This window comes from Streptococcus sp. Marseille-Q8145 (genome assembly GCF_965112035.1).
Genome location: NZ_CBCOPQ010000001.1, coordinates 316,563 through 329,498, shown reverse-complemented (window position 1 = coordinate 329,498; position 12,936 = coordinate 316,563). Strand labels below are relative to the sequence as shown.

Genomic DNA, 12,936 nt, shown 5'->3' with positions numbered 1-12,936 from the left:
GAGGGAATAACTAATGAGAATTGCAATTGGATGTGACCACATCGTAACAGATGAAAAAATGGCGGTTTCAGAATTCTTGAAATCAAAAGGACATGAAGTCATTGATTTTGGTACTTACGACCATGCTCGTACACACTACCCAATCTTTGGTAAAAAAGTCGGTGAAGCTGTAACTAGCGGTCAAGCTGATCTTGGGGTATGTATCTGTGGTACTGGAGTTGGTATCAACAACGCTGTAAATAAAGTTCCTGGAGTCCGTTCTGCTTTGGTTCGTGATATGACAACAGCTCTTTACGCCAAAGAACAGTTGAATGCCAACGTTATTGGTTTTGGTGGTAAGATTACTGGTGAATTGCTCATGTGTGATATCATCGAAGCTTTCATCAATGCTGAATACAAACCATCAGAAGAAAACAAAAAATTGATCGCTAAAATCGAGCACGTTGAAACTCACAATGCTCATCAAGCAGATGCAAACTTCTTTACAGAATTCCTTGAAAAATGGGATCGCGGTGAATACCACGACTAAGAGGTGATGCATGATTTTAACAGTCACAATGAATCCATCCATTGATATTTCTTATCCTTTGGATGAATTAAAAATTGACACTGTCAACCGTGTGGTGGACGTGACAAAAACAGCTGGTGGAAAAGGTCTCAATGTTACTCGAGTTCTTTCAGAATTTGGTGATTCTGTTGCTGCTACTGGTCTAGTTGGTGGCAAACTTGGTGACTATCTAGTAGAGCATATCGATGATAAAGTAAGTAAACGTTTCTTTTCCATTCAAGGAGAGACTCGTAACTGTATCGCTATTCTACACGGAGACAACCAAACAGAAATTCTTGAGAAAGGACCTGAAGTTCTGGAACAAGAAGGCCTAGATTTCTTGGCTCATTTCGAGAATCTCCTTGATACTGTGGAAGTAGTTGCTATCTCTGGTAGTCTGCCAGTAGGTCTTCCAGTTGACTACTATGCGAGTTTGGTAGAACTTGCAAATCAAGCTGGCAAACCTGTAGTCTTGGATTGCTCAGGTGCTGCTCTTCAGGCAGTTCTTGAATCACCACACAAACCAACAGTTATCAAACCCAATAACGAAGAATTGTCTCAGCTTCTTGGGAAAGAAGTTTCTGAGGATTTGGATGAATTAAAAGAAGTTCTTCAAGAACCGTTATTTATAGGTATTGAGTGGATTATCGTTTCACTTGGTGCCAATGGTGCTTTTGCTAAACATGGTGATACTTTCTACAAGGTAGATATTCCAAAAATTCAGGTAGTCAATCCTGTTGGATCTGGAGATTCTACTGTTGCAGGGATTTCTTCAGGACTTCTTCATAAGGAATCTGATCAAGAACTCCTCATCAAGGCCAATGTCCTTGGTATGCTCAATGCTCAAGAAAAAATGACAGGTCATGTCAATATGGCCAACTATCAAGCTCTATATGATCAATTAATAGTAAAAGAGGTATAAAATGGCTTTAACAGAACAAAAACGCAAATATTTGGAAAAACTCTCTGACGAGAACGGCATCATCTCAGCTCTTGCCTTTGACCAACGTGGTGCTTTGAAACGCCTCATGGCTCAATACCAAACAGAAGAACCAACAGTTGCTCAAATGGAAGAACTCAAAGTCTTGGTAGCAGATGAATTGACAAAATACGCATCCTCTATGCTTCTTGACCCAGAATATGGACTTCCAGCTACAAAAGCGCTTGATGCCAATGCTGGTCTTCTCCTAGCTTATGAGAAAACTGGCTACGATACCACTAGCACTAAACGCTTGCCAGACTGCTTGGATGTTTGGTCTGCCAAACGAATCAAAGAACAAGGTGCGGATGCAGTCAAATTCTTGCTTTACTATGACGTAGACAGCTCTGACGAACTCAACCAACAAAAACAAGCCTACATCGAACGTATCGGTTCAGAGTGTGTGGCAGAAGACATTCCATTCTTCCTTGAAATCTTGGCTTATGATGAAAAAATCGCTGACGCAGGCTCTGCAGAATACGCAAAAGTGAAACCACACAAGGTTATCGGTGCCATGAAGGTTTTCTCAGACCCACGCTTTAACATCGATGTCTTGAAAGTGGAAGTTCCAGTCAATGTCAAATACGTTGAAGGCTTTGGCGATGGTGAAATCGTGCATACTCGTGAAGAAGCAGCAGCTTTCTTCAAAGCACAAGATGAAGCAACTAACTTGCCATACATCTACTTGAGTGCGGGTGTATCAGCTAAACTCTTCCAAGAAACTCTTGTCTTTGCCCACGAATCAGGCGCAAACTTCAATGGAGTTCTTTGTGGCCGTGCAACCTGGGCAGGATCAGTTGAAGCTTACATCAAAGACGGTGAGGCAGCAGCTCGTGAATGGCTTCGCACAACTGGATTTGAGAACATTGATGAACTCAACAAGGTTCTTCAAACAACAGCGACTTCATGGAAAGAACGCATCTAATTTAATCTTGAATGTAGAAATCAAAAAACGTAGTAAGTTTCAGGACTTACTACGTTTTTCTTCTATATAAGCTAGTTTTTCAGCTCGTTTCTTCTTTTTGAAAAGAGCTTCAGCCGACATGGCTGCAGATTTGTCGGGATGTTCCTCTTGATAGATGAGTGTGACGGGCAATCGGGCGCGAGTGTACTTGGCTCCTTTTCCAGACTGATGTGTTTTGAGACGAGCTTCTACATCGGTAGTATAGCCTGTGTAGAGGGTGCCGTCTCCGCATTTAAGGACATACATATAGGCTTTATTTTCCATAGTAAATCTCTTGAATTTCTGGTGTATAGCTGCCGTCTTGCTCGTGGATAAAGAGAGGTGGGAGGATTTTCAGGCCGTCTGGTGAACCATCTTTAATAGCCTCGATTAAGAGCATATTGGCTTCTCTCCCCTGCTTGGGATAGACAAACTGGATGCGCTTGGGCGCTAGATTATGGTTTTTCATAGTTTCTAAAATATCCAAAAATCGGTCAGGACGGTGAACCATTGCTAAGCGACCATTGGACTTGAGAACTCGCTGGGCAATCGTGCAAATTTCTTCTAAATTCGTAGCAACTTCGTGACGCGCTAGCAGATAATGCTCACTGCCGTTGAGATTGGAATGTTCATCGACCTTGAAATAGGGAGGATTGCAGAGAATGATGTCAACCTTACTGCCAGAGATGTGGTTGCCTAGATTTTTCAAGTCGTCATGGATGACCTGCATCTGTTGAGTAAGGTTATTTAATTCAATGGAACGCTGGGCCATATCTGCCAAACGTTCCTGAATTTCCACCGCTAGAATCTGGGCCTGAGTCCGTGTGCTAGCAAAGAGACCAACAGCCCCGTTTCCAGCGCAGAGATCAACGATGAGCCCTCGTTTGGGTAATTTTGGAAAGCGAGAAAGCAGGACACTATCGACTGAATAGCTAAAAACCTCGCTATTTTGAATGATTTTAATATCAGTGGAAAAGAGCTGATTAACTCTTTCTCCGTCTTTTAATTTTGTTTCTGTCATACCAACATTATAGCATGATTAAGTGCCATTCCAAAGAAGAAAGAGAAATTTTATAGGAAAAAACACCTGACAGAAACAGTCAGGTGCGAATTTTAGTTGAATTCATATTTTTGCTTGATGGTGCAAGCGATGAAAATTCCGATAAAGAAAACCATGAGAATCAGATAGACTGGCAAGGTTGCGGCTGTCAGCGTTGCAATTTCCAAAAGGTGTTGCAGGACAAAGGCGGATAGATAGAAGCCTGCGACTGAAAAAATGATCAGAAGAGCGCGCCAGAGGTTGAGTGGCAGGCAGGCCCGAATGACTGACAAGAAGCTGATGCTGCCTAGCAAGTAGTAGGTCAGGGTGGACATTTCTATGTTGCTCCAGCCATGGCTGCTGCCCCAGATACGGACAAATAGCACGCTGAAGATAATCATGAGGGAGCTTGGCAGAGCCAGCTGTAGGGAGCGTTTGAGGAAGTGCTTTTCAACTGGTTTGATATTGCGCTCAAAAGTGAGGACAAAGGGTGGGAAACCTTCGACAAACTGGTCAATCAAGGTGATTTGAATCGGAATGAATGGGAAAATCAAGAGGTATTCCGGTTTTCCTAGCAGGATACTGGCAATACAGATGATAGCCAGGATAAAGGAATAAATGGTCTTGATGAAGAAAATCGGAGCAATCCGACCGATATTGTTAACGACTCGGCGGCCTTCAAAAAGAATCTCAGGTACATCGTTAAAGTCGGAGTTAAGAAGGACCAAGTTGGCAATTTGCCGAGTTGCTGGGTCGCCCTCGGCCATGACGATGGAGCAGTCTGCTTCACGCAAGGCCAAGATATCATTAACCCCATCTCCGGTCATGGCTGTTGTCCGGCCTGCGGCCTTGAGAGTCTGGATGAGCAGTTTTTTCTGATAGGGAGAAACACGACCGAAGATGGCTGTTTCTTCTGCTTGCTCAACCAGTTCTTGATCGCTGATTTTAGAGCAGTCGATGTAGCTGGCGTAGTTGGCAAATCCAGCCTGGCTAGCGATATGGGAAACAGTCACTGGATTGTCACCAGAGATGATTTTCAAGTCAACATCCTGAGAGCGCAGGTAGTCCAGTGTTTCAGCCGCTCCCTCCCGAATAGGGTCAGTGATTTCCAGAACAGCTAAAGCGGTCATATCTTCAGGCAGTTGGATACTGTGTTTGTCTAGCACTTGGTCGCTGTGAGCCAGCACCAAAACCCGAGATCCGCGTTTTTGGGCCTCTCCAACCGCTGCAGGATTGCTGTCCAGCAGCATTTCGGGCGCTCCCAGAAAAATGGTTCCGACACTGGATAAATGCATAGCGCCCCATTTTCGGTCACTAGAAAATGGGATGACATTGTCGCTAGTATAGGTGTGTTCCAGGTGGCCGTAGCCCTTGCGGATAGCCTGGGCTGTTGGGTTATTATCCTCGCTGGTTTGGATGTAGGCTGCTAAGATTTGACCGACGGTCTCATCAGAAAACTTATCTGACAGACTATGCAAGGCTTCAACAGTCATCTTACCTTGGGTAATTGTCCCGGTCTTGTCCAGGCAGAGAGTATCCACCCGAGCTAAGGTCTCAACAGAATACATTTCCTGAACAAGCACCTTGCGCATGCCGAGCTTGATGACAGCTGTCAGGAGTGAAGTGACTGTCAGCAGGGCGATTCCCTTAGGCAGCATACCCAAAAGAGCTGTCGAGCTGGTAATGACAGAGTTTTTGACAGGCAATCCCTTTATCATTAGGGCTTCAAAGAAGAGAGCCAATCCGAAAGGAATGATGATTTTTCCGGTAAAGCGGGAAATTTTTGCAAGATTGTATAGAATGCGCGAGTTGATAGGTTTGAGGGTTTTAGCTTCAGTCATGAGCTTGTTAGCATAGTTGTCTGCACCGACATGATGCACCTCAGCATAGATCTGCCCACTAGCCAGAAAGCTACCAGACAGCAGCTCAGCGCCTTTTTCCTTGAGAACCAAATCACTCTCACCTGTCAGCATAGCTTCATTGGCCTCTGCAACACCCTCTACTACACGAGCATCACTGGGAATTTGCTCGCCGGCTGACAGCTTAATCAGGTCGCCCAGCACAATTTCTTCTGGCTGAATTTTGACTTCCTGGCCGTCACGGATGACTGTGACCAGCTCTCGGCTGACCAGATTGAGCTTGTCAATCATGTGCTTGGCCCGCAGCTCCGTGATAATACCAGTGATGGCGTTAAAGCTGATGACGGCGAAGAAGACCAGATTGCTCCAAGCTTGGACAGAGACCAAGGCCAGAGCGATCACAAAGTTTAGGGCATTAAAAAGGGTGAAAACATTCCGCTTAACGATTTGCCAGTTACTAGTACTGGTGTCACTTGTAAAATCGTTGGTCAAGCCCTGCGAAATCTTTTCATCTACTTGGGTTTGGTTTAAACCGATTAATTCTTTCTTGTTCATGAGATTAATGATACCATTTTTTTATGGAAATGGCTATCAGAATCAGCTGTTACAGCCAAAGTTTGGAAAAATATTGCAGACTATAAGGGTATAGGGTATAATGGGAAAGGATGTAATAAATTTCAAGTACAATCACAGTTTGAAATAAGGAGAGTTTATGTTTTATACCTATTTGCGAGGATTGGTAATTTTTATCCTCTGGGCTTTGAATGGCAATGCCCATTACCATAATAAAGAGAAGATTCCTTCAAAAGATGAAAATTATATCTTGGTTGCCCCTCACCGAACATGGTGGGATCCAGTTTACATGGCTTTTGCGACCAAGCCCAAGCAGTTCATTTTCATGGCTAAGAAACAGCTCTTTGAAAATCGGGTGTTCGGCTGGTGGATTCGCATGTGTGGTGCTTTTCCTATCGACCGGGAAAATCCTGGTCCGTCAGCGATCAAGTACCCAGTCAATATGCTGAAAAAGAGCAATCGCTCTCTGATTATGTTCCCGAGCGGCAGCCGCCATTCTACGGATGTCAAGGGAGGAGTGGCAGTGATTGCTAAGATGGCTAAGGTCCGTATCATGCCAGTAGTCTATGCTGGTCCCATGAGCCTCAAAGGCTTGGCAGCTGGGGAGCGCGTGGACATGAACTTCGGCAATCCAATTGATATTTCTGATATCAAAAAGATGAATGATGAGGGAGTTGAGGAAGTGGCTCGTCGGATTCAGGCAGAGTTTGACCGCTTGGATGCAGAAGTAGCGCCTTATCAGACAGGTAAAAAACCAAATATCTTCTGGCGGATTTTACGAGCAATAGCCTTTATTCCAGCAGCATTGATTGGTATTCTGACCTTCATTTTTAGCTTTCTTGCAAGCTTTGTCTGGGATCCAGATAAGCATAGAAAATAAGATACGAATCAGCTTCCTGAGCAATCTTGCTTGGGAGCTGATTTTTGTATGTGAGTGAGTTATAATGTTGGTATGTTTTATAAGGAGGATGCTATGTCTCTTGCTTTTTTATCTTTTGTAACTTTGTCACTTTTTATGCTGCACGAGTTTGATGAGATTATCCTGATTCGGCCTTGGATTTCTCAGAATCAAGACCATCAAGTCTATCAAAAGGAAATGTTTATTGCTAGGAAAGGGAGTTATCTTTCTGCTGAAAGTATTGCCTTAATGATTGCGGAGGAATTTCTGCTAGCTTTTATTCTCTTGCTGCTTGCCATTCTATTTCGCATTCCTGAGCTAGCTTTGGCTATTGGCTTCTGTCATACCCTCCATCTGCTGGGCCATATCATGCAAGTGTTTCGCTTTCGTCGCTGGGTACCGGGCGGCTTCACAGCACTGACGACTTTTCCTATACTCATCTTGGTCTTTGTCCTTTATCTGAGTCAGCAGTCAGTTTCTTGGCCGCTGCTTCTGATTCTAAGCTCGCTTGTGATGGCTTTTCTTTTGGCAAATCTGGCTTTTTTACATAGCAGAGCTAAAAAGTTAGAAGCTTGGATATACAGGATAAGCAAAGCAGACTGATATTGCAGCTTCTATTTTCATCAATGGCCTTTCTATCTATACGACTTCTTGCAAAATAAAGATTTTAAAATATGATAAGCTGAAAATTCTCTCGGTTTGTCATATTTTTTTGAATTTTTTACGAATATAAAGATAAAGGAGAAAAATATGCTTGAAGAAATCATTGAAAAATTAAAGGAATACAAGATTTTTGTTGGACTTTCCTTGCTGGGAGTCGTCTTGGCTGGCTTTTTCTTGCTGAAGGGCAACGCTCAGCCACAGAATCAGGTCAGCGCACTAACTCAGGAAGTGGTTACATCAGCTTCATCTGAAACCAATGCAGAAAAAAGAAGTGCGAATCAAGAAAAAATCGATTCAGAAAAAGATATGGATTCAGAGGAATCTGAGAAAGAAGTAACAGTTGATGTCAAAGGAGCTGTCAAAAATCCAGGAGTTTATCAGTTGCAGGCAGGAGCGCGTGTGCACGATGCTCTACAAAAAGCAGGTGGCTTATTGCCAGATGCCGAGTCAAAATCCATCAACCAAGCACAAAAATTAACAGATGAGGCGGTTGTTTATGTAGCTAAAGTCGGTGAGGAAGGAGCAGATGTGACGCAAACTAGTCAGACGCCAGCTGGAAATGGGGGAACAGAAAAAGGAAAGTCTGGCTTGGTCAATCTCAATACGGCGACCGAAGCTGAACTTCAGACAGTTTCAGGCATCGGTCAAAAGAAAGCGCAAGACATCATTGCTTATCGGGAAGCCAATGGTAAGTTTAAGTCAGTAGACGAGCTGAAAAATGTTTCAGGAATCGGTGCAAAAACCTTAGAAAAATTAAAAGACTATGTCACAGTGGATAAATAAATTTCCCATCAAACCCATCTATTTCTGTCTTTTGCTGGTGCTGACCTACTTTGCGATTTACACAGGCAGTCTGCCAGCTTATCTAGGTTTAGCAGTCCTTCTTGTTCGGCTCTTTTGGCTTTATTCGACTAGAAATAGTCTACTTGTTTTGGTGTTCTTGAGTCTCTTTGCAGGATTTTTCCTATTTCGGAGAGAAGTGGCTAATCAAGCCTTTCAAGATGAACCGAAAATCATTTCTACCATTGTGATCAAGCCAGATACAATTAAAGTCAATGGCGACTCGCTTTCTTTTCGTGGTTATTCCAATGGTCGAACCTATCAGGCCTTTTATAAAATCCAGTCAGAAAAGGAAAAAATCACTTTTCAAAAGCTGAGCGATCAACTTCTTTTAGAGATTGATGGAGAGCTTAGTTTAGCAGAAGACCAGCGCAATTTTTCAGGTTTTGACTATCGGGCTTACCTGAAAACACAGGGGATTTACAGGATTTTGAAAATCAATCAAATCAAGTCCAGTCAGCATTTTAGCAGTCTTAATCCTTGGGACTGGCTGTCAGTCTGGCGGAGAAAAGCCTTAGTTTATATTAAGGAAAACTTTCCTAGTCCCATGAGCCACTATATGACTGGACTCTTGTTTGGTGATTTGGACACAGATTTTGCTGAGATGAATGAACTTTATTCCAGTCTGGGAATTATCCATCTCTTTGCCCTATCTGGCATGCAGGTCGGCTATTTCATGGATGGTTTTCGCAGACTTCTCCTCAAATCTGGTTTGAAAAGAGAAACTGTTGATTGGATACAGCTGCCCTTTTCCTTCATCTATGCGGGTTTGACGGGTTTTTCAGTATCGGTCGTGAGGAGTTTAGTGCAAAAGCTGCTCTCGCAGTTTGGTGTGACTAAGCTGGACAACTTTGCTTTGACAATCATGCTATTAGCCATTTTCATGCCCAATTTTCTCTTAACGACGGGTGGCGTTCTTTCCTGTGCCTATGCTTTTGTCATCTCTGTCATGGATTTTGAGCATTTACCTTCTATGAGAAAGGTGCTGGCAGAAAGTCTGACCATTTCACTGGGAATTCTACCGATTCTGATTTTCTATTTTTCAGAGTTTCAGCCTTGGTCTATTCTGCTGACCTTTCTATTCTCAGTTGTTTTTGATCTTTTTATGCTTCCAGCTCTGACCTTTATTTTTGCCCTATCACCTCTTTTGAAAATCACTCAGGTCAATGTCTTATTTGAACTATTAGAAGGGCTAATCCGTTGGACGGCGTCTATTTCCTCACGGCCAGTGGTTTTTGGTCAGCCATCTATCTGGATGATGCTAGGTCTGCTTGTCACTCTAGGCATGCTCTATGATTTTCGCAGACAGAAGAAAGTTGTGACCTTACTTAGCTTGGCTCTTGCTCTGCTATTTTTCCTCACTAAGCATCCCTTGCAAAATGAAATTACAGTTATTGATATTGGGCAGGGAGATAGCATTTTCTTGCGCGATTGGCGGGGAAAATCTGTTCTGATTGATGTAGGTGGTCGAGTGGAGATTGGCAAGAAAGAAGCATGGCAGAAGCGGATTTCTTCGACAAATGCAGAAAAGACCTTGATTCCCTATCTGAAAAGTCGGGGACTGAGTCACTTGGATGTGTTGGTTCTTACCCACACCGAAGTGTGAGTTCTAAAATTGATACAATACAATTTAACTTTTTTTTGAAAAAAATTCCAAAATTTATTTTGCATTGCGAATATAATAAGTGAGAGCAAGTTGCTTACTTAATAATGATGAAGAGGAAAATTAGAATGACAACAATTTTTTTAACAAGAACAAGCTGCAGCAATTGTGGAAAACAAAGTACATTTGAAAGATTTGATAGGGTTTATGCGGCGAAGACTCCTGAGATTATTTCTGCTATTTTAGACTGGGATTTCTTTAAGTTTACTTGCCATAACTGTAACCACAAGGTGCTAATTGATTACCCAACAGTCGTAGTAGATGAAGAACAAAAAACAATTATTCAGTATTGTGCAGATGGTAATGTTGATGTACTTTCAATGCAAATATGCTCTTTGATTTCAGAGGGTGTCAATCTCAGTGAGTATAGAATTCGAGTAGTTTCGGATATAGAGTCTTTCGTTGAGAAGGTACAGATTGTTTCAGTAGGGTATGATGATAGAGCAATTGAGCTTATGAAGTATATGAATAGTCCTCTTGAGGATGGTGATATTCAGTTTAACTATGAACATATGGTTTTCACCAAGGTTGGACATGAAAACTATCAATTTATGTTTATTAATAACCAGATTGCAGTAGCATCTCTCGACTTTTCTCAAGAACAATATGAGTACTACCTTGCTGATGTTGAAGACCTAGAAACTAACACATATTACATAGACTCTAGATGGGCGGAATCATTCTTTCGTACCAGTTTGGCATAAAATTCAAAATCTATTTATAAGTATAAATGGCCTGATTTTTGGTTAGGTCATTTTTTATCTTCTAATTTAGAAAAACGTAGTTAATATATATAATTATTATGTAGATTTGTAGAAAGGAGGTAAAACCAATGGTAAGACGGAATTCTAAAATTACCCGTCAACAGAAGAAAATTCGAGATGCATTTGTATCTGAGAGAACTGTTGAAATTATTCCTGCAAAGCGAGAGTTCACTGATGTTAAAACTAAGAAGTTACGTGTTGCTGCATATTGTCGAGTAAGTACTTTTGACGAATCTCAGTCAGGTAGTTTTGAACTTCAAAAACAAACCTATACTGAAAGAATCAATAGTAATCCTGATTGGATAATGGCTGGAATCTATGCTGACCAAGGTGCATCAGGAACATCAATCAAACGACGTGAACAATTCCAACAGATGCTTCATGATTGTAGATGTGGGAAGATTGACTTGATAATCGTTAAGAGTGTTAGCAGGTTTGCTCGTAATCAGCTAGATTTCATTAGTATTTACCGAGAGTTGAAGGCACTATCCCCTCCAGTTGGAATATATATCGAAGATATAAATTTGAATACACTTGATACGAATAGTGAATTCATTCTTGGTATTATGGCCATAGTAGCTCAAGGTGAGAGTGAACAAAAAAGTGCGTCAATTACATGGTCTGTCATTGAACGCTTTAAAAGAGGGATACCAATGATTCCTACCCATAACCTTCTTGGGTATACGAAAGACCAGTATGGTCGAGTAGTGATAGATGAGACAGAAGCAAAAATTGTTCGCCTAATATATGATTCGTACATCGAAGGTATGACTGCAAGTGAGATTGCCTCTACTTTAATGACCAATCATATACCAACAGTTACTGGTTTGGAGCGTTGGACAAGTTTAGCTGTTTATAATATTCTCAGAAACGAGAAATATAAAGGCGAAATCATCATGCAGAAGACATATACTGTTGATTGTTTTAGTCATAAAACACGGAAAAATAATGGTGAAAAGCCAAAATATCGATTAAAAAATGGAATTCCCTCTATCATACCAGAATCAAGATGGGATTTAGTACAAGAATTACTCAAGCAACCTAGAAGAAAATCGAAATCTACTTCTGAGATATTTGTACCTAAACTCTACATCAAGAAACTCAAATCTGGTAAGTTGAGGGATTTTGTTGTACTTGATCCTAGTTGGAAATCGGAAGACATTCACGAAGTTTTTAAATAAGAAAGAGGTAAATTATGCGTTTTAAAGATTTTAATCTTGAAGTTGTTAATGTTGAACGTTACTCATCAGATTATAGCATGACGGTGAACAAGAACTTTGTTACATTTAGTAAAGGAATTGTCCAAGCTTTAGAATACCCAGCACATGTACTGGTTGCCTTTAATAAGGATACAAAGGTAATGGGTATACAAGTTTGTCGTGCAAAAACTAGGGGAGCATTTTCTTTTTCAAAACCTGTTGGGGAGCAAAAAGGTATTGTTCAGGTAGGTCATAAAACTTTAAAAGAAACACTCTTAACAATCATGAGTGAATGGAAATCTGATAAGCGTTATAGAGTAGAGGGGATTCACATTCCTGAAGATAAAGCTTTTGTTTTTGAATTGAAGGACTTTGATGAACTATCTGATTTTCGTAAAAACGACAATAGATAGTAAGGAACGAAGATAAAAATTATTGGTAGGAGTACAACTATTGTATTCCTGCCATTTTCATATCCTTGCAAGGGGGTTCATGTTAAAATATACTGTAGGAGGTAACTCTATGAACGATAAAGTTACAAAAGTCAGACTAGCCTATCCTTTGGGAGAAGACCTAATCTATGTATTCCTGAAAAATATAATGCCTACCGTAGATTCCTACTGGGATGCTTAGGAACGAATCCACTCGTGGCTATATGTATGAATCCCTCAGCAGCTAATGAGGACTATAGCGATCGTACAATCAACCGAATTCTAAATGCTAGTAAAAAAATTATATGAAGATAAGCTCACCGTTGAATTCAAGTCAGGGATTGAGATTGACGAAGAGATATAGAATATTAACCGCAATTTAAGGGCTAACCCCCTTTGGCGGTTTTTAATGGATTTTTTTAATTTATAAGTTGCTTAAAATGACTTATTATGTTAAAATATATGATAATCCAAATAAGAATTTAGGAGGAACCGAAACTATGACAGCCTCAATGCGTTTAAGATAAGCTGGCAATAA

13 protein-coding genes and 1 pseudogene are annotated in these 12,936 nt (G+C 41.2%); 11 read left to right on the top strand and 3 right to left on the bottom strand.

The window, feature by feature from the left end:
* The first annotated feature begins 13 nt into the window (after window positions 1–13).
* From lacB to lacD, 3 genes are read left to right on the top strand one after another with little or no spacing between them, the layout of a single operon-like run.
* A complete protein-coding gene (gene lacB, locus ACWPVL_RS01690) occupies window positions 14–529 on the top strand; it encodes a galactose-6-phosphate isomerase subunit LacB (protein ID WP_001216904.1) in 516 nt (171 codons plus the stop codon).
* Window positions 530–539: 10 nt separating this feature from the next.
* On the top strand, window positions 540–1,469 hold the full coding sequence (locus ACWPVL_RS01685) for a tagatose-6-phosphate kinase (RefSeq protein ID WP_454386404.1): 930 nt from the start codon (window positions 540–542) through the stop codon (window positions 1,467–1,469).
* Window position 1,470: 1 nt separating this feature from the next.
* Entirely contained in the window at window positions 1,471–2,451 is a 981-nt protein-coding gene (gene lacD, locus ACWPVL_RS01680; RefSeq protein WP_454386402.1) for a tagatose-bisphosphate aldolase, read from the top strand.
* A gap of 39 nt (window positions 2,452–2,490) precedes the next feature.
* Here lacD and ACWPVL_RS01675 read toward each other — a convergent pair whose 3' ends face one another.
* From ACWPVL_RS01675 to ACWPVL_RS01665, 3 genes are all read right to left on the bottom strand, one after another.
* A complete protein-coding gene (locus ACWPVL_RS01675) occupies window positions 2,491–2,754 on the bottom strand; it encodes a GIY-YIG nuclease family protein (protein WP_454386400.1) in 264 nt (87 codons plus the stop codon).
* Window positions 2,744–3,490: a tRNA1(Val) (adenine(37)-N6)-methyltransferase gene (locus tag ACWPVL_RS01670; protein WP_297663775.1), complete on the bottom strand. Its 747-nt coding sequence runs from the start codon at window positions 3,488–3,490 to the stop codon at window positions 2,744–2,746. The genes ACWPVL_RS01675 and ACWPVL_RS01670 overlap by 11 nt, the downstream gene beginning before the upstream one ends.
* Before the next feature lie 92 nt (window positions 3,491–3,582).
* On the bottom strand, window positions 3,583–5,922 hold the full coding sequence (locus tag ACWPVL_RS01665; RefSeq protein ID WP_454386397.1) for a cation-translocating P-type ATPase: 2,340 nt from the start codon (window positions 5,920–5,922) through the stop codon (window positions 3,583–3,585).
* Between the two features lie 157 nt (window positions 5,923–6,079).
* Between ACWPVL_RS01665 and ACWPVL_RS01660 the strand changes: the two genes are divergently transcribed.
* The 8 genes and pseudogenes from ACWPVL_RS01660 to ACWPVL_RS01625 all read left to right on the top strand — a co-directional run bounded on the left by ACWPVL_RS01660 (window position 6,080) and on the right by ACWPVL_RS01625 (window position 12,707).
* On the top strand, window positions 6,080–6,820 hold the full coding sequence (locus ACWPVL_RS01660) for a lysophospholipid acyltransferase family protein (protein ID WP_061422579.1): 741 nt from the start codon (window positions 6,080–6,082) through the stop codon (window positions 6,818–6,820).
* Window positions 6,821–6,892: 72 nt separating this feature from the next.
* On the top strand, window positions 6,893–7,441 hold the full coding sequence (locus ACWPVL_RS01655; RefSeq protein WP_454386395.1) for an HXXEE domain-containing protein: 549 nt from the start codon (window positions 6,893–6,895) through the stop codon (window positions 7,439–7,441).
* A gap of 147 nt (window positions 7,442–7,588) precedes the next feature.
* A complete protein-coding gene (locus ACWPVL_RS01650) occupies window positions 7,589–8,284 on the top strand; it encodes a helix-hairpin-helix domain-containing protein (RefSeq protein WP_454386393.1) in 696 nt (231 codons plus the stop codon).
* Window positions 8,265–9,941: pseudogene (locus tag ACWPVL_RS01645) on the top strand (ComEC/Rec2 family competence protein); the annotation flags it as partial. The gene ACWPVL_RS01650 and the pseudogene ACWPVL_RS01645, both read left to right, overlap by 20 nt.
* Window positions 9,942–10,072: 131 nt before the next feature.
* Window positions 10,073–10,708 (top strand): CpXC domain-containing protein, encoded by a 636-nt coding sequence (locus tag ACWPVL_RS01640; RefSeq protein WP_000207454.1) that lies wholly within the window; start codon window positions 10,073–10,075, stop codon window positions 10,706–10,708.
* A 128-nt stretch (window positions 10,709–10,836) separates the two neighbouring features.
* Window positions 10,837–11,949 (top strand): recombinase family protein, encoded by a 1,113-nt coding sequence (locus tag ACWPVL_RS01635; protein ID WP_001842570.1) that lies wholly within the window; start codon window positions 10,837–10,839, stop codon window positions 11,947–11,949.
* Between the two features lie 14 nt (window positions 11,950–11,963).
* Entirely contained in the window at window positions 11,964–12,380 is a 417-nt protein-coding gene (locus tag ACWPVL_RS01630) for a hypothetical protein (RefSeq protein ID WP_001211122.1), read from the top strand.
* Window positions 12,381–12,626: 246 nt separating this feature from the next.
* Window positions 12,627–12,707, top strand: coding sequence for a DUF1643 domain-containing protein (locus ACWPVL_RS01625; protein ID WP_231840583.1), 81 nt, complete (start codon window positions 12,627–12,629; stop codon window positions 12,705–12,707).
* The last annotated feature ends 229 nt before the right edge of the window (window positions 12,708–12,936 follow it).